This window comes from Photobacterium sp. CCB-ST2H9 (assembly GCF_023151555.2).
In the GTDB taxonomy this organism is placed as follows: domain Bacteria; phylum Pseudomonadota; class Gammaproteobacteria; order Enterobacterales; family Vibrionaceae; genus Photobacterium.
Window position 1 is genome coordinate 1,468,234 of record NZ_CP100426.1, and the last position, 24,976, is coordinate 1,493,209.

At 47.9% G+C, this 24,976-nt stretch carries 26 protein-coding genes and 1 pseudogene; 22 read left to right on the top strand and 5 right to left on the bottom strand.

The features are described from left to right. Positions 1–48 precede the first annotated feature (48 nt). The 9 genes and pseudogenes from L4174_RS23420 (at position 49) to L4174_RS23460 (ending at position 8,870) form a co-directional block, all read left to right on the top strand. Positions 49–534, top strand: coding sequence for a DMT family transporter (locus tag L4174_RS23420; RefSeq protein WP_248142849.1), 486 nt, complete (start codon positions 49–51; stop codon positions 532–534). Positions 535–540: 6 nt separating this feature from the next. After that, positions 541–966 (top strand): DMT family transporter, encoded by a 426-nt coding sequence (locus L4174_RS23425; RefSeq protein ID WP_248142848.1) that lies wholly within the window; start codon positions 541–543, stop codon positions 964–966. A gap of 87 nt (positions 967–1,053) precedes the next feature. Next, positions 1,054–1,548, top strand: a complete 495-nt coding sequence (locus tag L4174_RS23430; protein WP_248142847.1) for a MarR family winged helix-turn-helix transcriptional regulator — start codon at positions 1,054–1,056, stop codon at positions 1,546–1,548. Positions 1,549–2,055: 507 nt separating this feature from the next. Continuing rightward, a pseudogene (locus tag L4174_RS23435) lies at positions 2,056–2,757 on the top strand (dienelactone hydrolase family protein). Between the two features lie 64 nt (positions 2,758–2,821). Continuing rightward, on the top strand, positions 2,822–3,136 hold the full coding sequence (locus L4174_RS23440) for a YbjQ family protein (protein ID WP_248142846.1): 315 nt from the start codon (positions 2,822–2,824) through the stop codon (positions 3,134–3,136). Between the two features lie 123 nt (positions 3,137–3,259). Beyond that, complete coding sequence (locus tag L4174_RS23445) at positions 3,260–4,669, top strand: DNA-3-methyladenine glycosylase 2 family protein (RefSeq protein WP_248142845.1); 1,410 nt, start codon at positions 3,260–3,262, stop codon at positions 4,667–4,669. After that, the gene (locus tag L4174_RS23450; protein WP_248142844.1) at positions 4,666–5,157 is read left to right on the top strand and encodes a methylated-DNA--[protein]-cysteine S-methyltransferase; all 492 of its coding nucleotides are present in this window, start codon (positions 4,666–4,668) and stop codon (positions 5,155–5,157) included. The genes L4174_RS23445 and L4174_RS23450 overlap by 4 nt, the downstream gene beginning before the upstream one ends. Positions 5,158–5,353: 196 nt before the next feature. Continuing rightward, positions 5,354–7,066 (top strand): hypothetical protein, encoded by a 1,713-nt coding sequence (locus tag L4174_RS23455; protein WP_248142843.1) that lies wholly within the window; start codon positions 5,354–5,356, stop codon positions 7,064–7,066. Positions 7,067–7,160: 94 nt separating this feature from the next. Continuing rightward, positions 7,161–8,870, top strand: a complete 1,710-nt coding sequence (locus L4174_RS23460) for a hypothetical protein (protein ID WP_248142842.1) — start codon at positions 7,161–7,163, stop codon at positions 8,868–8,870. 93 nt (positions 8,871–8,963) lie between these two features. Here L4174_RS23460 and L4174_RS23465 read toward each other — a convergent pair whose 3' ends face one another. Together L4174_RS23465 and L4174_RS23470 are read right to left on the bottom strand one after the other, a co-directional pair. After that, positions 8,964–10,547 (bottom strand): DHA2 family efflux MFS transporter permease subunit, encoded by a 1,584-nt coding sequence (locus L4174_RS23465; protein ID WP_248142841.1) that lies wholly within the window; start codon positions 10,545–10,547, stop codon positions 8,964–8,966. Further along, on the bottom strand, positions 10,540–11,634 hold the full coding sequence (locus L4174_RS23470; RefSeq protein WP_248142840.1) for an HlyD family secretion protein: 1,095 nt from the start codon (positions 11,632–11,634) through the stop codon (positions 10,540–10,542). Before L4174_RS23470 ends, L4174_RS23465 begins: the two co-directional genes overlap by 8 nt. 117 nt (positions 11,635–11,751) lie before the next feature. Here L4174_RS23470 and L4174_RS23475 point away from each other — a divergent pair, with 117 nt between their 5' ends. Further along, complete coding sequence (locus L4174_RS23475) at positions 11,752–12,663, top strand: LysR family transcriptional regulator (protein WP_248142839.1); 912 nt, start codon at positions 11,752–11,754, stop codon at positions 12,661–12,663. Here the strand turns inward: L4174_RS23475 and L4174_RS23480 are convergent. Then, entirely contained in the window at positions 12,635–13,615 is a 981-nt protein-coding gene (locus L4174_RS23480; protein ID WP_248142838.1) for a DUF3187 family protein, read from the bottom strand. The genes L4174_RS23475 and L4174_RS23480 overlap by 29 nt on opposite strands. Before the next feature lie 328 nt (positions 13,616–13,943). Between L4174_RS23480 and rimK the strand changes: the two genes are divergently transcribed. The 12 genes from rimK to L4174_RS23540 all read left to right on the top strand — a co-directional run bounded on the left by rimK (position 13,944) and on the right by L4174_RS23540 (position 22,868). Continuing rightward, on the top strand, positions 13,944–14,849 hold the full coding sequence (gene rimK, locus L4174_RS23485; RefSeq protein ID WP_248142837.1) for a 30S ribosomal protein S6--L-glutamate ligase: 906 nt from the start codon (positions 13,944–13,946) through the stop codon (positions 14,847–14,849). After that, positions 14,836–15,879, top strand: coding sequence for a succinylglutamate desuccinylase/aspartoacylase family protein (locus L4174_RS23490; RefSeq protein WP_248142836.1), 1,044 nt, complete (start codon positions 14,836–14,838; stop codon positions 15,877–15,879). The genes rimK and L4174_RS23490 overlap by 14 nt, the downstream gene beginning before the upstream one ends. 51 nt (positions 15,880–15,930) lie before the next feature. After that, a complete protein-coding gene (locus L4174_RS23495) occupies positions 15,931–16,887 on the top strand; it encodes a CorA family divalent cation transporter (RefSeq protein WP_248142835.1) in 957 nt (318 codons plus the stop codon). Next, positions 16,887–17,468 (top strand): mechanosensitive ion channel family protein, encoded by a 582-nt coding sequence (locus L4174_RS23500; RefSeq protein WP_248142834.1) that lies wholly within the window; start codon positions 16,887–16,889, stop codon positions 17,466–17,468. The genes L4174_RS23495 and L4174_RS23500 overlap by 1 nt, the downstream gene beginning before the upstream one ends. 20 nt (positions 17,469–17,488) lie before the next feature. After that, positions 17,489–18,883: a magnesium transporter gene (locus tag L4174_RS23505; protein ID WP_248142833.1), complete on the top strand. Its 1,395-nt coding sequence runs from the start codon at positions 17,489–17,491 to the stop codon at positions 18,881–18,883. A gap of 102 nt (positions 18,884–18,985) precedes the next feature. Further along, on the top strand, positions 18,986–19,381 hold the full coding sequence (locus L4174_RS23510; protein ID WP_248142832.1) for a DUF2391 family protein: 396 nt from the start codon (positions 18,986–18,988) through the stop codon (positions 19,379–19,381). A gap of 181 nt (positions 19,382–19,562) precedes the next feature. After that, complete coding sequence (locus L4174_RS23515) at positions 19,563–19,895, top strand: DUF3332 family protein (RefSeq protein ID WP_248142831.1); 333 nt, start codon at positions 19,563–19,565, stop codon at positions 19,893–19,895. Between the two features lie 98 nt (positions 19,896–19,993). Further along, complete coding sequence (locus L4174_RS23520; protein ID WP_248142830.1) at positions 19,994–20,437, top strand: NUDIX hydrolase; 444 nt, start codon at positions 19,994–19,996, stop codon at positions 20,435–20,437. Between the two features lie 221 nt (positions 20,438–20,658). Further along, complete coding sequence (locus L4174_RS23525; RefSeq protein ID WP_248142829.1) at positions 20,659–21,045, top strand: ASCH domain-containing protein; 387 nt, start codon at positions 20,659–20,661, stop codon at positions 21,043–21,045. 70 nt (positions 21,046–21,115) lie between these two features. Then, entirely contained in the window at positions 21,116–21,475 is a 360-nt protein-coding gene (locus L4174_RS23530) for a hypothetical protein (RefSeq protein ID WP_248142828.1), read from the top strand. Between the two features lie 81 nt (positions 21,476–21,556). Further along, positions 21,557–21,850, top strand: coding sequence for an antibiotic biosynthesis monooxygenase (locus tag L4174_RS23535; protein WP_248142827.1), 294 nt, complete (start codon positions 21,557–21,559; stop codon positions 21,848–21,850). A 361-nt stretch (positions 21,851–22,211) separates the two neighbouring features. After that, positions 22,212–22,868 (top strand): Qnr family pentapeptide repeat protein, encoded by a 657-nt coding sequence (locus tag L4174_RS23540; RefSeq protein ID WP_248142826.1) that lies wholly within the window; start codon positions 22,212–22,214, stop codon positions 22,866–22,868. 225 nt (positions 22,869–23,093) lie between these two features. On the opposite strand, the gene L4174_RS23545 is transcribed toward L4174_RS23540, so the two are convergent. Continuing rightward, positions 23,094–23,831, bottom strand: a complete 738-nt coding sequence (locus L4174_RS23545) for a hypothetical protein (RefSeq protein ID WP_248142825.1) — start codon at positions 23,829–23,831, stop codon at positions 23,094–23,096. A gap of 241 nt (positions 23,832–24,072) precedes the next feature. Next, positions 24,073–24,528, bottom strand: a complete 456-nt coding sequence (locus L4174_RS23550; RefSeq protein WP_248142824.1) for a GNAT family N-acetyltransferase — start codon at positions 24,526–24,528, stop codon at positions 24,073–24,075. Between the last annotated feature and the right edge of the window lie 448 nt (positions 24,529–24,976).

The window sequence follows — 24,976 nt, forward strand, 5'->3', positions numbered from 1 at the left end:
TTGGTGTATCTTTTTTGAAAGATACTTTTTTAAAGTTTAAAAGGTAGTATGAGTACAGATCACACCAACATGGTGAACACCATCAAAAACATTAGTCTGGCTTTGTTTGGCGGTAGTTTTTTAACGCTGATGATCCAGACAAACAGCTTGCTGGCCAGAGATACTTCTCCTCTTTTTGCTTCCTGGGTTGCACACGGTGTAGGCGCCCTGACGGCTTTACTGATTGTGTTGATTGCGATTCGGGCATTTTCAGGTCAGCGCCGTAACCAGCAAATCCGGGAAAAAATACCGTTGTGGTTATATCTGGGCGGGATCCCCGGTGCGTTCACGGTGATTCTTGCGGCAATTGCGATCAATGGCGGCCTGACGTTATCCGGCACAATTTCTTTAGGACTGGTTGGCCAGATCCTGTTTGGCATGCTCTCGGACCGCTTTGGTCTGCTGAACACGCAAAAAAGAAACATTACCCTGAAAGACATGGGTGTGGTTGTTCTGGTACTGGCCGGCAGCGCGATGATTTTATTTGGAGCCTGATATCTGATGATGACTTTTTTATTCGTTGCCATGCTGAATGGCGTGATGATCGGAACGGCCAGAACCATAAATGGCCAGTTGAGTGTGTCTTTGGGGGCGTTCAGGGCCTCACTATGGAACCATATTGTCGGGCTGATTTTCCTGACTGTTATTTTAGTGCTGTCGATGGGAACAGACTGGCAGCTTTCTGCATTTGGTAACGTACCGGTCTGGGCCTATCTCGGTGGGGTGTTTGGTGCGCTGTTTGTGGCTGTCAGCAGCTATATTTTTCCGCGACTGGGGGCCATGAAGGCTGCCATTTTTGTGATTGCCGGACAGATGCTGTCTGCTGTGGTGATTGATTGTCTCAGTCGTGGTGAAGTCCCTGGGCTGTACCGGGTATTGGGTGCTTGTCTGATTTTGTCCGGTATCTATCTGAGCAACAGGAAGTAAGAGGAGAAAGTCCTTTCATTTGCGGATGCACAGGGATAAATTTTCACTCAAGTCACTTTTTAGAAAGCAATGAATGTAGGGGGGCCTTTGAAACAAGATCATGTCGATAAAGTGCTGGCACAGTGGCAGGCGTGTCGACCAGAACTGGATTGCTCACCAATGGGGGTGATTGGCCGGCTCAGCCGAGCCAGCAGGATTGTTGATAAGCAATTGCTCAGGGCATTTAAATTACACGATCTCAGCGCGATTGAATTCGATATTCTGGCTACATTACGCCGAAGCCGGGAAGCGCTGACTCCCACTGAGCTCTATCAGACCTTAATGTTATCGTCCGGTGCGATGAGTACACGGATTGATGCCCTCGTGAAGCGTGGTTTCATTGACAGAATCGCAAGTGCCGAAGACCGGCGCAGCTGTAGCGTGACGCTGACGGATGCAGGTAAAGCGCTGATTGATCAGGCTGTGGCAGATCACGTGGAGAACGAAAGAAAAATTCTGGATCCACTGACAGCCGATGAACAGGAAGCGCTGGCTGGCTTATTGCGAAAATGGTTGCTGCCGCATGAAGATTCCGACTCGTAGGGCGTGCACGAATTTTTATACTCAAACTGTAAAGACCGCTGTTTCCGGAATCGCCTGATTTCAATCGGATTCAGGGTATTTGAGGTACACCGACCGGAATGACAAAAACCGCCTGAGATGAAGAATCTTCTTTTTCATCTCAGGCGGTTTCGTTTTTTCACGCCAAGCGATGCAATGCACCTGTCCTGAAAATTTCAACAAAAAACTGAATTGTTATTTTAGCAAAAATGGCGTTTGCATTTTTTAATCGGCTGTTTTTGAAGGAATAAATAAGTTTATCCACAAAAACAGTGGGTAACTTTGGGGATGTTTGGGGTTCATGCTGGTGAAAAAATAATCTGATTTGGCGTGGGCAGCATTTGAACGTCAACTGCTTGTATTTTGTCGGTTGATTTAACCTGTGTCCTACACTTGTTGTCAGAAGATGATGAGGACGACCTGATGAATAAAGTAAAAATGAATAAAGCAGCAGTGGTGGGCTGGGTTGTGTTTCTTGCGGGAACGCTGATGTCTGCGCAAGCTGCGGCGGATGAAGGGCAGAGCATTCGTTATCAGGTGGATGGTGCAGATTATGAGGGGTATTACATTTCTCCGAAGAAAGATGCTCCACTGGTTTTGATGGTTCATGACTGGGACGGCCTGACTGATTACGAGTAGAAAAGGGCGAAGATGCTGGCTGAGAAAGGTTATGCAGTTTTTGCCGCAGATTTATTTGGTGCCGGCATTCGTCCGGAAAGCGTCGAAGATAAGCGCCAGCTGACCGGCGCGCTCTATCAGAATCGTGACAAGATGCGGAGCCTGATGCAGGGGGCGCTTGCTGCTGCGCAACATGCGGGCGGAAATACGTCGGATGCGGTAGCGATGGGGTACTGTTTCGGCGGTACAGCTGTACTGGAATATGCCCGTTCGGGCGCAAATTTGAAGGGATTTGTGACCTTCCATGGGGGCTTGGCCACACCAGAGGGACAGAACTACAGTCAGACCCAAGGCAATATATTGGTTTTCCACGGGGCTGCAGATACCTCGGTGACAATGGATGATTTTGTTGCCCTGAATCAGACACTGGAAACGGCTGGCATTCCAAATGAGATGGTCGTCTACAGTGGTGCACCGCATGCGTTCACGGTCTTTGGCTCTGACCGTTACCGTGAAGATGCGGACAGGAAATCCTGGCAGCGCTTTCTGGCATATCTGAGTGAAACACTCTGATTTTAAGATGATTTCAATTGAAGGCGGAGCTTTTGCTCCGCCCTGAAGACACCGGGGTGAAAATATGCTTTGTGTAACGACACCGGATGTAGCGCATCGCCAGATTCAATCGGTGCTGGGCATCGTGAGTGGCAGTGTGGTGCAATCCAAACATGTGGGCCGCGATATCATGGCCGGATTCAAGTCGATTTTCGGCGGCGAAATTCGCGGATATACCCAAATGCTGGTGGAGGCGCGAGAAGAGGCCATGCATCGTGCCATTGCTGAAGCGGAGCATATGGGGGCGGATGCTATCGTCAATGTCCGTTTTACAACCAGTACCATCATGCAGGGGGCTTCAGAAATTCTGGTTTACGGGACTGCAGTGAAGCTGAGCTGAACGTTTACATCAATCCCTCCTATTCAGTTCCGATTCTGGCTAGTTTTGTCTGGCTGTCGGAGTACACTGAGCACATGGATGAAGTATGGCGTGTCTGATAGCGCCACAACGCAGGCTTAGTGCATGAATTTATCACCTTCACAGTGTCAGCAGGCAAGACTTGCCAAAGATCCCCGCTATGACGGACTGTTTTTTACCGCCGTGAAAACGACCGGGATTTATTGCCGCTCTATCTGTCCTGCCCCGGCACCGAAAGAAGTGAATGTGGAATACTTTCCGACGGCTGTGGAAGCGGCACGGGCGGGGTATCGTCCTTGTCTGCGTTGTCGTCCGGACAGTGCTCCGGGTTCACCGGCATGGCTGGGCACCGGCGCAACGGTGAAACGCGCGCTCAGATTGCTTGATGAAGGGACGCTCATGAATCAGTCGCTTGAAACTCTGGCATCCCGTTTAGGGGTCACAGACCGGTATCTGCGGCAGTTAGTGACAGAGGCAACCGGACTTTCACCGAAAGCTTACAGTTTGTATCAGCAATGCCTGATGGCAAAAAAATTACTGCATGAAACGCAATTACCGATCACCCAAATCGCCTATGCGAGTGGCTTTCACAGTGTTCGCCGCTTTAATGATTGTTTCCAAAAACAGTTTTCATTGTCGCCCTCGCAACTGCGCAGACAGGGCAAAGCCGAGCAGTCGCTGGGACAGGGGATCCGGCTGCAATTAGCTTATCGGCCGCCCTATCACTGGCAACAGGTACATGATTTTTATGCGGCGCGGCTGATTCCCGGTCTGGAATGGCAAACCGATCGCAGCTACGGCCGGACGTTTTCGCATCGGTCCGGCGGAGATCCGGAACAGCATTATCAGGGATATTTTACGGCGACTCATTGCCCTGAAAAATGCTGTTTTGATGTGACGATTCAGATCGATCACTTGTGCGGCCTGATTCCGGTGATCCAAAATATCCGGCGCTGTCTGGATCTGGATGCGGACAGCGAACGGATCGCTGAAGCTATTCGGCTGGCTATGGCGGCCTCAGATTCTCCTGACGTTCAATCCGGAATCCGGCTGCCTGGGATCTGGAGCCCGTTTGAAGCCGGGATCCGTGCGATTTTGGGTCAGCAGGTTTCAGTGAAAGCGGCCCGGAACCTTGTCGAAAAACTGGTACAACTCAATCCGGACAGCGGTGAAGTGCATCAGTTTTTCCCTTCGCCGCAGCAAGTTCTGGAGACCGACTTACAACAGCTCGGCATGCCACAGAAACGCCGTGAAACCTTGCAGCATTTTGCCCGTTTTGCGCTGTCGCATCCGGCGGGATTGGACGCACCGGAAAAAGAAGTGCTGGCGCTGCCAGGCATCGGTCCCTGGACGCTTCACTATATGCGCATGCGTGGGTTGAGTGACCCGGATATCTTTTTGTCGGGGGATTTAGGCGTGAAAAAAGCGCTATTGCAATGGGATCAACCCATCAATGAGTCAGCCGCTGCACCGTGGCGCAGTTACCTCACTTTGTATTTATGGAGCATGTTATGACTTCCCGAAATTCAGCAGAAACAGCGCGGTTTCGTCAGTTAGTGGACACCCCGATTGGTTGGCTGGCGGTGGTGGCAGACGTGTCTGCGATTGTCACCATCGAATTTGACGCGGAAACAAAGCCGGATGATGCCGGGAACAATATCACGCAAGCCGGTGTGACACAGTTGCAGGAGTATTTTTCAGGCCAGCGGACAACCTTTGATCTGCCGCTGAAGATGCCGGGAACTCAATTTCAGCAGCAAGTCTGGCAAACGCTTACGGCCGTTCCGTTCGGTGTCACCTGCTCATATTCTGATATCGCCTCTCGCATTGAGCGTCCAAAAGCGGTCCGTGCGGTCGGTGCTGCAAACGGGAAGAATCCGATTCCGATTGTTGTTCCCTGTCACCGGATTATTGGCAGTTCAGGCACACTGACAGGCTATGCCGGCGGGTTAGATAAAAAACAATGGTTGCTTGAACACGAAGGGCTGACTGTGAAGACGTAAGTGGATTTACATTGTAAATAGGGTAACTATGGCCCGTTTTGGACTGTACTTGCCTGTGAGAGTAACATCCAGATGATCACTTGAATTTCGGTGTTTATTCAGGCGCTTGATGAAACGAATCCTTGTTCGACTCATTTTATAATTTCTGATTTTGGTCGCATTATCAGAGCGTTAATTTCATCTGGTTCGTCTCTCCATGGAAGTTTTATTCACTTTTCTGTTATCCATTGCTGTGATTTACCTGATCGTTGGCGTCATTGCGAACTTGGTGTCAGGTTTTTTTCATCAGCGAGCATTAATTTCAAAGCTAGCGAGGCAAAGGCATAAGGCCCATTTATCCATCCAGCAAATGCAGCTGCTGAAAAACATCTATCAAAAGAATTTCAATGATAATCGTGTATTTGAACTCAACGGGCAATTGTATCAGCGCTATGTGGAAGTCTGTCTGAATGAGCTGAAGCTCGAATCAATTTACTGGCCAGATCAAGATATTCCCGAAGCAAACACAATTGAAGAGAAAGAATTATTAGAAAAAGAAGGTGGGAAAATAACGAAATTAGAAGGTGTGGTTTACAAGCATGGTTTTTACGTGATTCGTGTTGATGATTTCAATATTCTTGAAACTTTAGCACCTTATTTTGCATTGCCAAAAGTGAAGAAAAGTAATTTGGGTCTATTGGCGTTTCTGTTTTCCCTGATGCCAGTTGCTTTTTTGAATCTATTCATTCTGGCTGCGATGGATTATGACAGCACTTCTGATTTCTTGTTCTTTTGTAATGGAATAGCCACTTTATTTCTATTGTGGCTTTGGAATGAACTCAGAAAAAATCGCTGGGTTTATGAGTTGACTGGAAAGTTTCGGTCAGTGGAGCAGTCAAATGATTTATTTTCGAGTCAGGGTAAGATCAATGGGTTTCCGGTAAAATCATATTCTTTTGATTTCAAGGAAGATCAGAGTTATACCGTACACGGACAAATAAAACTTTGCCCTGAATTTCATCTCGATGTGAGATTTGTTGATGAGAAAAGACCAGGGTTTTCTCTGAATGATATGAAGAAAATCATGCGTTGGGGGATGCTGATCTGGTTTGCGATGGGCTACTTATTTATCGTGATGACCGGCCGGTTTTATCAGTCGGATATGTATCAGGAATATACGCGTTTCAAAACACTGCATGCCGATTATCAGATCGTGAGAGAGATTGATACGGATCAGCTATCATCTTATGTCTCGGGAGATGCGATTAAATTCGAAGATGTCTATTTTTCTCCCGGCAATGAACCCGGGAGCATACGGGCAAGCAGTGAACTGAATGAAACACTGATTGAACAACTTACCGAAAGTATTTTCAGTGAAGTTTGGCGTACGATCCCTGAGAATCAGCGTCGGGAGAGTTTAGATATCAGAAAACTCAAGTCATTTTTTACGCATAAAGAAAATATGACGAGCGATCAAGGAAATTTAGAGCAGCAATTGATTGCTGCCAAAAGGCAAGTCTTATCACAACCACACATCAGAATTGATATCGGCGAAAAAAAATTTGAAGCACAAAGACTCTCTCTGAAAGCGCTCCTAGCAAAAGTATTCCATGTGTCCGGAACTCAGACAATCACGTCAAATGCACTGTATACCAAAATTAAACAGGCCGTGATTCAATATCTTTATGGTGCTGTCGAACCGATGCATGCCTCTGTCAGTTATTTCCTGCCGGATGAACAAATTCTGGTTGTTTATCTTTATCAGCCGAAGAAATTGCCTGATGAGGTGTATCAGATTTCGGTCAGTATGCGCGTTTATCGCTTCTGGGTGATTTTATATATTATATTTTTCTTGTATTCACTCTCTGTGTATTTGTCGTTGGATAAGCGATATGGCCATTGGGGTGAATCTGAACAGAACAACCATTAGCCACAACATTTTTTCAGAACATGCCGAAGTTTAATCATACACTGATGAGTGTGATTGAACTTCGTTGATTTTTCTATATGACAGGAATGCTGACTTGTTTGATTTTCTTGCATCACTTTTTGTTTTTCTTGCTGTACCCATGCTTTTTTATATTTTAGGTGCGATTATCTATGGCATAGTCACATATATTTACAAACGAGCGGGACTGATTCATGCAATTCGCTGTCAGGAAGAACGAGTAAACTTATCTAATGAACAGATGAAATTACTGAGAAAGATATACAAACGACCTTTTTATGACCGTCGGCTATATGAACTTCATGGGACTTTGAAAATAGATGGCTCATGCTATTACATTGATGAGATGAAGGTTCACTCCGTCTATTGGCCTGAAGATAAAATAAGAAAAGTTGAAAAAAATCAGACGTCGGGTCCGTTGCAAGTTCAGATATCAGGCGTGATATTCTTGAATTCTTTTTATGTGACTCGTATTGATCAGGTGCAGATATTATCAAAATTCGAGCCATTCTATACACTTCCGAGAGTCATGAAAGTAAATCCTGATCATTATGATTTGTCGTATTTACTGATTCCTGCTTCTTTTGTAAATATGTTTTTGATGCTGGCATTTAGATATGAGTATGGACATGGCGTGGCCTATGGATATCTGACTTTTTGTAATGTTTTATTTGCTTTTTTTCCGGTTGGTGTGATCTGTCAGGAAATATATAGACAACACAGGTTGTATGAGTTGACTGGTGTTTTTCAGTGTAAAGAAAGATACAGAGATTCAATGTTTCAAACGAGCGGAGAGATTGCCAGTGTTCCCATTCAAGGTCATCGTGCTGTATTTGAAGAGGGTGAACACTATACAGTTCATGGAAGAATTCATTTAAAACCGTCTATTCACATTGAACCATTGTTGATTAACGGTAAGAATTTTTCTTTTTCTCTTGCCGAGAAGAAAGATTCGTTAAAGTATTGCATTGGATTGTGGCTGATTGTAAATGTACTCTTTGGCTATATGACATTGAATTTTTATCGCTCTGAGACCTACCAGGAATATGCCAATTTCACTCATTTTCATGTGAATTACCAAGTCATTGATCAGATAGACTTTGAGCAACTTGCTGCGCTCAATTCCGGTGAGACAATCAAACTACAGGATATTTATTTTACTTCGAGCGATGATTCCGGCGTGCTTTACGCCTATGACAGCCTGGATGAAACATTACTTCGCCGTTTAACAGGTCTGATTGTAGACAGAGTCAGGTCGGTGCAGACTGAACCGACCGTTGACGCTTCAAATGCGCTCCAGCGATTGCATGATGAAAGTGAGCTGTTACTCCGTCAGCAAGGTGCGATTTACCGACAACTGGTTGCCGCTAAGCAAGCTGTGAAGTCTCAGGCGAGATTGAAAATTGAGATCGGGGAAAGGCACTTTGATGTCGCAGAATTTTCGCTGGCACAGGTTCAGGCAAAAATTTTTGACTCGTCCGCTTATCTCAGTGCGCAGCCACTGAACGAGCAACAATTACAGCAGCAAGTGAAACGGGCACTGACTGGCTATCTTTACGGAACGACTCAACCGATGCACGCGTCGGCCAGTTTTTTCAGGCCACAGGAAAAGGAGCTGGTGGTCTATGTTTATCCGCCGTTGCCCTATCCAAAAGACGAAGTCAGTGCAATAACATGGGCACTTTACTTCTACCGTACCTGGTATTTGCTGTGCCTGTTTATGCTGCTGTATAGCGTTGTCGCTTATTTTACTGCCGAGCGGAGGTATGCGCATCTCACGTCCTGAAAAAGACCCCGGATACCCTTTTTACTGAAAGAAAAAGCGCCTTGCCAATGATTCCCGGCAAGGCGCTTTGCTGTTGTGCCGCTGGTGATTCACTTAGTCACTGGCCGGTTCTGCATCCGGCAGCGACAGAATCAGAATGGCTGCGAAGGCCAGGAATCCTGTCATCATCATGAAGATATCATTATAAGCCATGATGAAAGCGTCGGTTTGCATGCTTTGCGCCAGACTGGTTTTGGCTTTGAGCATCGCCGTTGTCGAATCAGTGCCTTGTTGTAGATACTGACCGGCCTGTTGTGCCAGCTGATGCCAGGCATCGTTACTGACGCTGGGCAGACTGGCTTTGATGTGCGCCAGATGCTCCCGGGCTTTGTTATCCAGCATAGTGGCTATCAGGGCGATACTGAATGCGCCGCCTAAGTTCCGCAGGACATTGGTGATGGTTGAGGCATCGGGTGTCTGTGGTTTTTCGATCGTCTGCATGGCGACCAGCGACAGGGGCACAATAATGAACGGACTGCCAAAGGCCCGGAGCAGCATGGAAAGCATCATCTGCTGTCCGCCGAAATCCTGACTCATATGGGTGTTGACATAACAGCTCAGTCCGAACATCACGAAACCAAACGCAACCAGATACTTAGGTTTGATCATCCGGGTCAGTCTGGGGATCAGGGGGAACAGCAGCAACTGCGGGAATCCCATCCACATCAGAACCTTACCGATTTCCAGTGCGTTGTAATGCTGAATTTGCGTCAGATATAAAGGCAGAACATAAATGGAACCCAGCAGCGCCATACCGAGGATCAGATAGGCCAGTCCGGACATGGCAAAGTGCGGATTGCGGAGTAATCTGAGGTTCACCAGTGGTTTTGGATGACGAAGCTCGGTAATCACAAAAGCAATCAGGCTGAGGCTGGCAATGACAGCCAGCGCGATGATGAACTGTGAGCTGAACCACTCTTCCCGGTTGCCTTCTTCCAGCAGAACTTCCAGACTTCCCAGACCAATGGCCATGGTCGAGATACCTGTCCAGTCTGCTTTTTTCAGGGTGTCGATATTCATCGGCTCATCATCCAGCCCATAGCGGAGCATGGCGAGCATCAGCAATGCTGGGGGCAGGTTGATGTAGAAGATATAGTGCCAGGACAGATTTTCCGTCAGCCAGCCCCCCAGTGTCGGGCCGATGGAAGGCGCAAAGGTCGCTGTGACCCCAAACATCGCCATGCCAATTGCCCGCTTGTGAATGGGGAGGAGTTGGACGACCAGCGAGAAAGCCATGGGAATCAGCGCACCGCCGCTGAATCCCTGAATTGCCCGGAAGGTGATCATCGAACCCATACTCCAGGACACAGAACAGAGCAGGGATGACAGGGTGAAAATTACCGTGGTGCCAATCAGATAACGTCGTGTTCCCAGCGCTCTGGACAGCCAGCCACTCAACGGAATCGCGATCATTTCTGCGACCAGATAGGAGGTGGAGATCCACGAGCTTTCATCCAGTGTGGCCGACAGGGCGCCCTGAATATCTTTCAGCGACGAGTTGGTGATCTGGATATCCAGAATAGCCATGAAGGCACCCAGCATCCCGCCCAGCAGCGCAATCCAATGGCGGCGTGGCACCGCATCGGCGTTTTGCTGAGCAGGAGCAGCGACCGGTTGTGTCAGTGCCTGCTCACTCATGGGCAACCTCAGCTTTAGCCAGGGTTTCAGGGTCTTGTACTGAAGATCCACGGGTATCGATGATGGTGATCACCGACAGCCCCGGCAAAAGCTGACCATTGAGCTGCTCGGGATGCGGAATCACAATTTTTACCGGCACACGCTGCACGATTTTGGTGAAGTTGCCTGTGGCATTTTCGGGCGGCAGCAGGGCAAATTTGGCGCCTGTGGCCGGAGAAAAGCTATCGACAATCCCTTCCAGTGTCTGGCCCGGATAGGCGTCCAGCTCAACTTCCACATGCTGCCCCTGACGAATGTTGGCCAGCTGCGTTTCCTTGAAGTTGGCTTCAATCCACACTTCATGCGTCGGTACCAGACTCAGTAACGGCATGCCCGGCTGAACATACAGGCCGAGACGAAGACTGCGTTTTCCGATGATGCCATCGACCGGTGCATAAATGTGGGTATAGCTGAGATTCAGCTCTGCCTGTTTGACCTGTGCCAGTGCTTCACTGACCGAGGCTTCTGCCTGATTTTTCTGGCTGTTGAGCACCTGCAGCTGATCCCGGGCAGCCTGCAGATTTGCGTTTGCGGCTTCGAACTCTGCCTGACTGACTTTCAGGTGTGAGCTGGCATCGTCCACTTCATCCTGAGAGGAATAATTTTTGGCCAGCAGAGAGCGGGCACGTTTGGCCTGTTGCTGGGCTCGTTCGACTTCAGCCTGCGCGGAGTCAACCTGGCTGGCGGACTGACGAATGACGGTTTTCTGTAACTGAGACTGTGCTTTGAGGTTGGTGACTGCGGCCTGTGTGACAGCCAGATTTGCTTTGGCTTTTTCCAGCGCAGCCTGGTAATCCCGGTCATCAATGGTGGCCAGAAGCTGACCGGCTTCTACCAGCTCATTATCGCTGACGTAGGTTTCCTGAATGTATCCGGCAATTTTAGGGCTGATATTGGTGATTTCGCCTTGCAGGTAGGCATTGTCCGTTGACTGGAAATAACGGCCGTAGCCATACCAGTAGCCAGCTGCGGACGCAGCCACCACTCCCAGCACAAGCGTTGCAATCAAAGGAAGACGAGAAGATTTTTTGGATGATTGTTCGGCCATGGGAACTCATATTGTTGTCATTTATGTTTGAGCAAGAATTGTAAAAAAATATGAATTGGTTTATTAGATAGGAAAAATCGAAAACACTGTTGCAATATTTGAATGAATGGGTGGGGAATGGATTTAAATGCATGGGCGATGTTTGCTCAGGTTGTGGAATGCGGCAGTTTCACGCAGGCTGCTGCAGCGATGGATATCACCAAATCCACGCTCAGCCGGAAAATTGCAGAGCTGGAGAAAGATCTCGGTGTCCGTTTACTGACGCGGAGTACACGGAGTCTGGTGCTGACCCATGAAGGAGAAACCTTCTACCGCTCCTGCCGTCAGGTGGTCGAAATTGCCAATCAGGCGGAGCTGGAAGTTTCGGCGAATCAGGAACTGATCCGAGGCCGGTTGAATGTTGTGATGCCGGTCGAGCTGGGTCAGAAAGTGTTCGGGAAAAGCATGAACGAGTTTTTGAAGCTTTACCCTCATGTCAGCCTGCATCTTGAGCTGAGTAACCGGGAAGTCGATCTGGTAGCTGAAGGCATTGATCTGTATATCCAGGTGGGGGATATGAATGATTCGGGGATGGTCGCGAGGCCGTTCCACTCATCCCGCCGGATACTGGTCGCCAGTCCGGAATATCTGGCCGCGCACGGGGAAATCATGACCCCTGCTGATTTGGTTGCACCGCATCATCAGATCAAAATTTACAATGCGGTGAAGCTGACCTACTGGGAGCTGGAGAAAGACGGCCAGAAGATGCAGGTTGATCTGCCTTACCGTTTCCGGGTCAATACCATTACCTCGGCAGTTTCTGCCTGTGTCGACGGACTGGGTATTTCCATGTTGCCGGAATTTATCTGTCGGGAATACCTCGAGAAAAATGAGCTGGTCCGGATTCTACCGGACTGGCAATCGCCTGTGGTTCCGATCAGCTTTGTCTATCCGCAGAGAGAACTGATTCCGAAGCGATTGCGTTTGTTTATTGATTTCCTGCTGGCTCAGTTTGCAGCGGTTACCAACGCTGACGGTAGCCCAAAGTAATGGCGACATCCGGGCTGTTGTCCATATTGAAAACATTTTCAATCAGGATCAGTTCGAGCACACTGCTTGAAAAGTGGTACCGGTACCCGGTCAGAATTTCATTGGAAGCTTGTGACAGGGCTGAGGTGGCTTCCGATGCCCCTTCATAAAAATGGTATTCCAGTAAAAAACGGTGCGGACCGTTGAACTGGTACTGCCATCCGGCGGCAGCGGCATAGGTCAGCTTGTTATACGGGATCAGTGCTGCCGGATTTTTCCGGTACACGCCGCCGAACATGGCATGAAAGCGATGGCGATCCTGGTGATAGCTGTAGTTGATCTGAAGTGCCTGTTCAAAATTATGGGTGTGAAACGGACCGGAACCGACATAGTTGTAATAGAGTGAGGCGCCAATTGATAAGGCTTCATTTGGGTAATCAATCACTTGCCATCCGCTGTACAGGGTAAAAGTGCGAGACAGCGTTTCTCCTTCAAAGTCTGAATAGGCCACATCATATTCCGGGATGGCGATATCGAAACTGTGTCTCGGCACTTGTTGCCTGCCATTCTGGTCGATACCGAACAGTTTGTGAAAGCCAATCGTCAGGTTATCTAAATGAGTATCGAGAGCAATCCGCCAGCTGGCATCCAGTTCCAGTTGCCATCCTTCTGTGGCCTGCCACATCAGCCCGGTGCTGAAAGTGGATTGATAATAATCGGCACGATACTCATCTGTTTCTGCCCAGATGCTGGATGCCGTCGCATTGGCATAAAATTCCAGGCTGTCTTCAGGCAGTGCAAAACCGCTTCGGAGTTGCGGACTCAGGCTGGTGGACTGCAATGGTGACTGCGCATAGGTTTTGAGCGGACCGAAATCCGGCTGAACGGTATCGGGCGTTGCCCAGGCAGATGGGCAAAGGACGCCGCCGATGAGCAGACCTCTTGCCAGATTCAGAGCACAGCAATCGACCATATTTTTCCACGCACAGAATTAAATCGGTTGTGCTTCATTCCTTCGGGGCACGTTATTTTCAGCTAAGCTATTGAGAGCTATTGTTTCTTTGAGGCTGAACTTCAGTCTTTATAAGGCGTATTGAGCATAGGGGGAGTATAGTCAGCAGCTGAACCGGGCGGTGCCTCAGCTTTGCAACCTTATCGGCCCATGCAGGATTCATGTCGTGAGACTGTCATGATACGGACGAATCATGTTGCGATGACGAATTGGGTCCGGCTCCGGGTGATTTTCCTTCAGCGCTGGCTGTCCCATACATTACGACGACAAGTGTTTTACTGGAGTAACAATGAAAATCGGTATCCTTTCCCGCAACTCGAAACTTTATTCAACCCGAAGACTGATTGAAGCCTGTCAGGAGAGAGACCATCAGGTTGAAGTGATCGATGCTTTGCGGTGTTACATGAACATCAATTCAGATAAACCTTCTATCCATGCCAGAGGCCAGGATCTTTCTGGTTTCGATGTCATTATTCCGAGAATTGGCGCGTCTGTGACCTTTTATGGCTGTGCGGTGTTGCGGCAGTTTGAAATGATGGGGGTGTTCCCAGTGAATGAGTCTGTTGCGATTACCCGTTCGCGCGACAAGCTGCGTTCACTTCAGTTACTGTCCCGGAAAGGGGTGGGGATGCCGATTACCGGTTTCGCCAGTAAGCCTGACGATATTGATGACTTGCTGAAAATGGTCGGCGGTGCGCCGGTGGTGATTAAACTGCTGGAGGGGACGCAGGGGATTGGTGTGGTGCTGGCGGAAACCCGCAAAGCGGCAGAAAGTGTCATTGAAGCTTTTCTGGGTCTGCGGGCCAACATTATGGTGCAGGAATACATCAAAGAAGCCGGCGGGGCGGATATTCGTTGTTTTGTGATCGGCGATAAAGTGATCGCAGCGATGAAGCGTCAGGGGGCAGAAGGGGAATTTCGCTCAAATCTGCACCGGGGAGGCTCGGCGTCACTGGTACGGATCACCCCGGAGGAGCGGAGAACTGCGGTACTGGCCGCGAAAGTGATGGGCCTTCGGGTTGCCGGGGTCGATTTGCTGCGTTCTCAGCGGGGGCCGCTGGTCATGGAAGTGAACTCCTCCCCAGGTTTGGAAGGGATTGAACAAGCCACTGGTAAGGATATCGCCGGTATGATAATCAAATACATAGAATCAACTGCAAAACCGCAAAGGACGCGCACGAGTGGCAAAGGCTAAATCAAATAAAGTCATCGAATTTATGGGCACAGAAGTGCCTCCCGGGCAATCCGCCACCATTGATCTTGAAGCTGCGCAACTTTATACCCATTCACCGCTGAACATTCCGGTTCATGTGGTGAATGGCCGGTATCAGGGACCTGTGTTACTGGTCAGTGCTGCAATTCACGGAGATGAACTCAATGGTGTGGAAGCCGTCCGGCAACTGCTGAATAAAGTCGACCCGATGAAACTGCACGGTACGCTGGTTGCTGTGCCTGTGGTGAATGTGTTCGGTTTTATCCATAAATCACGCTATTTACCGGACCGGAGAGATCTTAATCGCTGTTTTCCCGGTTCAGAACGAGGCTCAACTGCAGCCAGAATGGCTTATCAGTTCAGTGAGCATGTCGTGAAGAAATGTACCCATATTATCGATTTGCATACCGGTGCGATCCACCGGGCGAATCTGCCTCAGGTCCGGGCGAATCTGGAAGATGAAGCCAGCTCGGCCATGGCGCATGCTTTCGGAACCCCAGTGATTCTGGATGCTGCGATCCGCGACGGTTCATTACGTGCGGTGGCGGATTCTGCAAATATTCCCGTGATCACGTATGAAGGCGGTGAAGCGTTGCGTTTCGAACCGTTGGTGATTGCCGCGGCGGTCAAAGGCGTGGTCGGCGTAATGCGGATGCTGGGTATGATTCGCCGGGTCAGCCGGAAGAAAGAAACAGCATCTCCTTTTATCGCCCGCTCCAGCAGCTGGGTACGGGCCGAGCAGAACGGGATTGTCCGTTGTGTGGTTGCGCTGGGTGAACGCGTGATCAAAGGCCAGGTGCTGGCCTATATCAGCGCCCCCCTGGGCCAGGGAGAAGATACGATGGTGGCGCCAAGGGATGGTATTGTGATTGGCCAGCAAATGCTGCCATTGGTCAATGAAGGTGATGCGGTGTTTCATCTGGCTTCTTTCAGTAAAGGCGCCAGTTCGGAAGTGGAACAACAAATTGAGAATTTTCTCGACGAAGTCAGTGATGAAGTTGATATCACTTAAACGAAGCTGTCATTCAGGTCTTTCAATTTTTGCGCAGAGGAGGCGCGCCTTATGGGTATTTCTGAATACGATGGTGCATGGTTTATCGAAGGCTGGCAGTTAGGGGAAACGCCAAAGAAGCTGACACTGGCGGATTGTGAACAGCTGGAAAAAAATTGCTGGTATCACTGCCAGCGGGATGCAGCAGGTTTGAAAGAATGGTTATCTGCCGTCGGCGTGCCTTCACCGATTGCTTCGGTACTGCTTTCTGATGATACCCGCCCGCGTTTTGAGCAGCTGGAAGATGACATTTTTCTGTTAATTCTTCGGGGAATCAACCTGAACGAAGGCACCAATCCGGATGACATGCTGAGTATCCGGTTTCTTTATTTCAGAGGCAGTCTGATTTCGACACGGAAGTATCCGTCCCGGGCGATAGCAGAAGCGCGCCGACAGTATGAAGAAGGCAAAGGGCCGGCAAATCTGATCGCTTTGCTGATCACCATTATTGATAAACTCAACCGAAATATTGAAATCTTCCTCGATCCGATTGAGGAAAAAATCGAGTATTACGCCGAGCATCAGGATGAAGCGGACAGTCAGTCACTGGCTGATCTGAACAAGCGGCTACTGAAAATCCGGCGATTTTTAACGCCGCAACGGTATGCGCTGGATGATTTGATCCAGTCGGAAATGTATGAATTAGAAGCCTGGCGTATTCCGTTGCTGAACTGTCGTGACCTCGTCATCCGGATCAATGAATCCATTAACTTTTACATTGAACAAATTCAGGTGGTCAATCAGCACCTGGGACAGATCCAGTCAGAAAAAGTGAACCGAAACACATATCTGATTTCGCTGATCTCCATTATTTTTCTGCCAATCAGCTTTCTTACCGGTCTGCTGGGGGTTAATATCGGCGGCATGCCCGGGGTGGACTCTGCGGCATCATTCTGGGCCTTTTGTATTGCATTGGGTGCGATTACCTTGTTTGAAATTATTCTGTTGAGAAGGATGAAATTTCTTTAATGCTAGAAGCTGTTCTCGAAAGCAGGCTCACGTATAACCTGTTTATTATTCTGACATTTCTGGTGGTTTACACCATAGCCAAACGTGTGCTGAATCTCTGGCTGATCCGGCTGGGGAAGACAAAGATGGTCAGCGAAGTCAGAGTGAAATTTATTTCACGCGTGCTTTCATCGGCGGTTTTTTTTGTGCTGTTCAGCATTACGGTGATCAGTCTGGGGCTGGGTTACAGTGACATCTCGCTGTTTTTCTCGTCGGCTTTTGCCGTGCTGGGTGTGGCGCTGTTTGCCCAGTGGTCCATGCTGAGTAACGTGACCGCCAGCGTGCTGATCTTTTTTGTGTTTCCGTACCGTATCGGCGACATGGTGAAAGTGGTGGATAAGGACGAAGATATCAGTGGTGTGATTCAGGACATCACCATGTTTCATGTGCTGATTCAGCGTGCGGACGGAAGTCTGGTCACTTATCCCAATAACATCATTTTGCAAAAACCTGTGATTAAACTGACCCGGTTGACGGAAGCCGCCAAACCGGAAACTGAGGGAGTTCCGCAGGCGGAAGTCGTACAGGTCAACCCGCAGTAATCTCGATAAAAAGAAGAAATATGACGGAAGAAGAAAACAATTCAGATGTAAATGCAGCCGTAAAGGATCTGCTTCCTCAGCAGGAACTCAGTCAATGGGTTGAGGATCTGAACCGTGCGCAGGATGAAGAGCAGGAACGGGTATTCCATGAAGCGTCAGAAGCGCTGGAAACTTCAGAACTTGGTCTTCTGCTTGAATCTCTGCCAATGGGCGAGCGTCTGGCGATTTGGCAAACGGTTGCACCAGAACAACGGGTTGAAGTTCTGGTTGCCATGCGGGGGGATGCGCGAAGTACGCTGATCGATAACCTCAGCATGCCGGATCTGCGGGCCATGCTGCATGGTCTGGATGCCGAGGATCTGATCGAGCTGTCACAGAGCCTGTCAGATAAGCTGGTGGATTTTGCACTGGCGAAGATGAGCCAGGATCAGAAAACCTGGTATGAGCAAAGCCAGCAGTATAATGAAGAACAAATCGGCCGCTATGTTGACCACAATCTGGTGATGCTGACACCGAATACCCGGGTTGCGGAAGCCTTGCGGGCTGTCCGCCGTGCGGAGCATGCCATGCTGGACCGGGTGTATATTGTTGATAAAAAAGGGATGTACAAAGGCGAAGTGTCGTTGTCTGTGCTGCTGGCCGCAGATGGCCAGGCCAGAGTGGATACCTTGCAGGACGACATTGCAGCACCGCTGAATGCAGAGATGGATGTGGATGACGCCGCAGAACGTCTGGAGCACTCCGATCAGGCTGCGATGGCCGTGGTGGATGAAAGCGGGCGTTTTGTCGGGCGCGCAACTCTGCGGCTGGCGATGGAAATCACGCGCGAATCTTATGAAGCGAAACTAATGGCCCGTGCCGGTCTGGATGAAGATACGGATCTGTTCTCGCCGGTCTGGCTCAGTGCGAAACGCCGGGCTTTGTGGCTGGGTATTAACCTGCTGACGGCGTTTCTGGCATCCTGGACCATTGGTTTGTTTGAAGCCACACTGAGTCAGGTGGTTGCGCTGGCCGTTCTGATGCCGATTGTTGCCTCAATGGGGGGAATTGCCGGCAGTCAGACACTGACGCTGATCATTCGCGGTCTGGCGATGGGGCAGATTACCTTCGGTAACGTGTGGTCGCTGGCTAAGAAAGAGTTGCTGGTCGCCTGTCTGAATGGGGTGTTATGGGCGATTGTCATCGCTATCATTGCCGCGTTTTGGTTCAGTAGTGTGCCGATTGGCGGTGTGATTGCAGCGGCGATCACCATCAACATCGTGGTTGCTGCGATATCTGGCGTCGTGATCCCGGTGATCCTGGATAAGTATGAAATCGATCCGGCGCTGTCGGGTTCAGTCATTCTGACCACCGTCACTGATGTGGTCGGTTTCTTCACATTTCTGGGATTGGGCAGCTTGTTTTTGCTCGGTTAACCTGTGTCTTTCCCCTCCGGGATTACGGAGGGGGAAATGGCGACCTGAACAACAGGCGGCCATTTCCGCAGATTTGCCGGTAATGTGGATGGAGGACAAGCGATGGACTGGAAATTCAATACTGAAGATCTGGGGCAGATTGTTATTGGTGCTTTTGCCTTAGGGGTCCCCATCTCTTTTTCTGAAGAAGCCTGGCAATTGAGTGAAACGCTGCCGCTGCTTAATCTGACCGTACTCGTTTCGATTACACTGGTCTTTATTGGTTTGTATGCCTATCAATCAATGTTTGGTCAGAATATTCACCGACGTGTTCCGGTTTTTTTAGCCCGGGTTTTTGGTGCTTATTTGATCACTTATCTGGTCGTTTGCTTAATTTTATTCTCTTTGAATCAATTTCCGATTCTGGACAATTGGGTTGTTGCGGTGAAACGTGCGCTGGTGATTGCCATGCCGGCTTCCATGGGGGCAATTATCGTAGATAGTTTTGATAAGGAATAGGTGCTATTGAGTCAACCCTATCCATCTGGAAAAAGTATTCCCCCCGCAAGATTTCTCTCATGAATATAACGTTGTTTTTCTCTGAATTTTCGCTGAATTTTGCGGAAATTTGACACTTCTTTTATTTCAATAAAAAAGCGGATTGGTACAATTCAGGCCTGTTTTAGTAAGAGTAATCAATATGAAAAAATTGGCTTTTGTTGCTGTTTCTCTGGTGACTTTGCTGACGGGCTGTGCAGGTCAAATGGCGGCCACTCAGACAACAATGGAATTGAATATGGACGCGGTGGACAACCGTTACGCCCGGGGCGGCCTGACAATTCTGATGTCTCCGGTATACGCTGTCGCAACGGTGGCTGATTATGTGGTCCTGAATCCAATTGAGTTCTGGACGGGTCAAAACGTCGTGACTCAGCAACCGTCAATTTACGATGCGAAAGGGAAAGATTACATCAAGATTAATGATCAACTGGATCCAGAGTTTAAAACTGCCCCGATTAAACCGCTGAACTGACTCTTTTCTCTTACTTTCCGGTCTGTACGGGCCGGAAGGTATGCTCGTCCTGCAACATGTTTTATCATGGCGCTCTGAGATATTTTTGGAAGCCAGTCATGACAAAGCCAGACCATCCTTTCTCCACACCCAGAGTGGCCGTCCTTGCGGTGACTTATCAAGCCGATCAGCTGATTTTGGTCCAACGTAAAAATGAACCCCAAAAAGGTGGCTGGGGGTTTCCCGGTGGTTCGGTCTGGCCCGGGGAAAGTCTGTATGATGCAGCCGTACGTGAACTCAGAGAAGAAACCGGCGTTGCGGCTGAGCCAGAGCAATTGCTGGATGTGGTAGAAGTCAATGAGTTTGATGCAGATAACCGTCATCACCACTTCATTTTGGTTCCAGTACTGTGCCGGTATCTGAACGGAGAGTTGCAACCCGGTGATGACGCCAGTGATTGCCGATGGATGTCAGTTTCTGAGATTGTCCGTCAGCAAAGCGATTTGATTGAAAAGGTTGCTGATGTGGCATTACAGGCGCGGCAGCGGATATTGTCCGAATAATTCATCAGTACCAATGAACGGCGGATCTCCCGCCGTTTTTTTGTAGGTGATCCGGACATCATGAAGGGAATTAATTCATTTCCGGCTTTCAGCATGACAGATTCAGTCACAATTGGTCGATATGAATCATGTTGTATTGTATCTTAGCGGTTGAATTGAAGAATCGGTTACAAGTCATTGATCTTCAAATGACAAAATAATGCCTGTTTCAGGGAGGAAAATTGAAAGCATTCTCTGTGGTATCCCCCTGGGGAAACATCATTGCCAATGGTCAGAAGACGTTAGAAATTCGTTCCTGGCAACCTGACACATTACCGATGAAAAATATTGCGCTTGTCCAGAATGAGATTCGCTTAACTCAGGCCGGTCAGATTGATCCAAACGGTGAAGTGGTCGCTATTGTTGATATTGTCGGTTGTAAATCCTGGGTTCAATCGGAATGCCGTCAAGCGGGTTGTGATGAGTCCGAATTTGTGGCGGGTTATCTCGCCTGGGAACTTAGCAATATCAGAAAGTTATCACATCCGGTCAAAGCAATGGCAAAAAGAAAGTTTTATGAGCTTTCAGTGTCAGAAGCCACTGCTGTGGCAGCTTGTGTTGAAAGGTAAGTTTCAGTTTCACTGGATGAAGTTGTTTGCACCTATTGTTTGATATCAATCACGAAGGAGAAAAAGTTCAATGATGAAAAAGATTGTGTTGCTTTCATTTATGCTGTTCCCGTTGACGTCAAATGCAGAAATATCCCGGAATAATGTTGTAGACTGGGTTGCTGTCAGTGCCAATAAAACCAATAGCGGGCACTTTATTCAGCTGAAAAATGCTTTGCAACATGCAGGGGATTGTCGCGTTGACAGTAATCATTTGCCTCGGGTGTTGCTGTCTGCGGACGATAAAGATTTATTGTCTTTATTCTTAACGGCCAAGGCTGCAAATAAAAAAGTCGGATTTTATTACAAGACTTCCAGCACAATTCCGAAAGCGAGTGGTCATGGTTTGCCAGACTGTGAATTCGTGAATGTTTGGCTGGAATCAGAGTAAGAGACCGAATCCTGAGTGCCATTCAGGCGCTCAGGAATACTGTAGATCGTGCAATAGAATCACAAAAGCAATGGAGCCACGATGTTTGCTGTCATTTTTAAAGCAAAAACTGGTGAGCAGGACAGCCACTATTCGGACATGGTGAAAGTGATGCGGGAGCTGGCTTTTACCAAATATGATTGTCAGGACTTTATCGCAGTGACCGAAGGTGAACAGGAAATCGCAATCTCTTACTGGCAGTCTGAAGAGGATATCCAAAATTGGCACAAGGACAGTCAGCACACACTGGCGCAACAACTGGGCCGTGAAAAATGGTATGCCGCTTATACGGTCGAGGTTGTGGAAGTGAAGCGCCGGTACAGCTTCCAGGAGTAAGGGGGCAGCAATTGAGTCCAGCGGTGCTGTCAGGCGGGACTGACTGCACCTTATCTTGCTTTCGCGTTGTAAATGACAAGTTTCAATGGCAAAAGCGTACCCATCTGCCTTTCAGATGCAGGCCGGAATTTCCTGTATATCATGAAAATAAGTTAATCCCTGTATCGCGCTGTATTCGGCAAAACTTTTTTCTTCATTCAAGCGGACGTACATCTCTTTAAACGCTTCTCTGTGGGCTGATTTGGTGCCTTAAAATGGTGATTTGGAGAGGTATTAAATTGCTGTTTTTAAAGGGGTTGTTTTTCTTGGTCATCCATTTTTTCAGTGCTAGTCTCTGGCCCGGGTTTTCAGGAGACGACGCATGACCAAAGAAAATGAAATATTTGAACAGGTTGATTTTTCAAATCAGGATCTGAGCCATTTATGCTTTCGACGCTGTAAATTTTATCGTTGTGATTTTAGCCGAGCAAATCTGAGAGAAACGCAATTTGAAGACTGCCTCTTCATTGAACAAGGGGCGGTGGAAGGCTGTCACTTTGACTATTGCGACTTGCGCGATGCAAGTTTTAAAAACTGTCAGTTATCTCTGGCGAATTTCAGAGGGGCGAACGGCTTCGGAGCTGAATTCAGAGGCTGTGATCTGAAAGGGGCAAACTTTGTTCAGGTGAGTTTTGTGAATCAGGTCAGCCATCAGATGTACTTTTGCGCCGCTTATATCACCGGGTGTAATTTGTCTTATACAAACTTTGAACGGCAGTGTATTGAAAAATGCGATTTATTTGAAAATAAATGGACTGGGGCCAACCTGCGTGGCGCATCATTCAAAGGCTCTGATCTGAGCAGAAGCGTATTTTCAGAAGACAGCTGGGGACAATTTTCCATCCAGGGCGCTGATCTTAGTCATTCAGAACTCGACGGTCTTGATCCCAGAACAGTCGATCTAAGCGGCGTTAAAATTTGCGACTGGCAGCAAGAGCAGTTATTGCAACCACTTGGGGTGATTGTATTACCATGTTGATAGCTTTGTTGTTGCAAAATTTGCTGTTGAAATCAGATTGATGTCAATCAGATAAATCGTGTTTGAACGAATGATTCTTCGTTCAGGTAAAGCAAAACCTCCGGATTTAAATAAAAGTCCCGGTATTTCATATCAGGTTTGGTGTGATATAGAATGCCGCCAATGAACCATTGGCGGCGTTGAATTTCAGCGACTAAATATCAGCTGATATCACTTGTAGGTTGATTATTCAATTCGGCTGGATGTAAAGTTTACGGATTTAATATCAACCCATGAACTATTGCCAACATAATCATGTTGAGGGTCTTTCAAAGAAAGCACAGGCTGCTGAGTAAAGAGATTACGTTCTGGGACATAGTCAGAACTCGCATCACTCAACCCATCGGTTAACTCAATATTGATTGGTGTGTTTGCATCAATCAATCTCGCTTGCTGTACAAATTGCATGACTTCCGGAGTCGAGCCAGAAATATTTCTGTTTGTACGCAGGATTAAACTCTGCTGAGTAACGTTTCCGTTAACTTTTTCAATGTCGGTTTTTACACCTCCCAGATTACTGACATACTGAGTCTCCGAATCGCGAATAATGAATCCTTTTGGCTCACGGAGGATCACTGGAGAACCACCATTGTTCAGTTCAACGATGTAATCAGAATTATAAGCCCATGAGCCCAGTATCTGAGTGAAGTCAGTTGCATTACCGGCAATGATCCGAATATCCCCGTCATCGAAGATTGCGTTTTGATTGATGTCAAATGTAATCCGAATGCTTGATTTCTCTACCGAGTTTTGAATCTGATTGTACAGTCCAACCTCAATGTCAAACCAATCTGAAATCTCACTGGAATATCCAGTGCTGCTTCCATGAAAAACGGTTTCTGTATTTCCGAGATCTTCTGTTGTAGTGCCACCACAACCGACTAATGCCACTAAACTGACAACAGAAAAAAGTTTCATCTTCACTTGATATACCTTGTTTTTCGAAGAGTGTAAAAAGCTGAGCCATGTCCACGGCATCTTGAGCCGGTCCCAAACAGTCTGATAAACAGAGATGAGATGCCAACAAATCATGATCAGTTGATTGCATAGCTCAATGTTGCGCTAGTATCTATGCAGATCCTCTTTAAGGCAAGCGATTGATTTATAGTTCATTTATATGGTCAAAATACAGTCTGCTTGTAAAGGGAGCTGCCTTACTCTGTAGTTAGCGATCTTTTTCGAGGTGCTTCCATTGGGTGTTCACTTTTTCATTGATGGTTAACTGGAATTCATACTCCAGTTCGTTTTCTCGCGTGATGACAAAGCCAAGTCGCTGATGAAAGTTGACCGATAATGTATTGTTTCTGAATACATTGCTGAATAGGTTTTGAACGGAATTTTTTCTGATGAAACGAGCCAGTTGTGTAAACAGAGAGGTCAATACAACTTTATTTCGGTACTGCGGATGGACGACGAACATCGGGATAAACCATGTTGATTCATCCAGTTTTCTGAGTGTGAAATACCCTTGAAGTAACCCTTGTTTTCTGCATTCAAACAGAAGTCCGTCTTGATCCGCTTTGTGGAGGGATTTCAGATATAACGCATCGTCAATCGGCTTGCCAGCGTCTTGCGATAACTGCGCCAGAGTCAGCAAATCTAACTTTAAGTATTCGTTCATATGGTCCTGTATTTATCATTCATGGCATGGATATTATTTAACATCTGCCACTTTTGGTCTTCCGGATTCTGACCCTTGGATTGCGCTATTTGGATTGCATGGCTGCCGCCACCACTGAGACGAACTCGCTAAAAAACTCAGAGATGGATGTTGCTTTTTTCGATGCTCAGCGAATCATACTTGACAACTGAGTCCGAGCTTGTCTCATGATTCACTGTTATTTACGAGCATCCGTTTACGGTCTGTCGATATCTTCGTTAAAATGGTAGCCCGAGATGTAAATCGCCATAAGACTACTGATGCAAATGGCCTGACAGTTTTCGATGAAGGTTATTGGAAAATGGAAATAGCATGTCCAAAAACAGCGCGAGTCTGTCACAAGCTTCATCCTGTTATTGATAGTTACACATCAAATCAATTGGTCAGAACTTTTGTTTTCAAGTCTTAC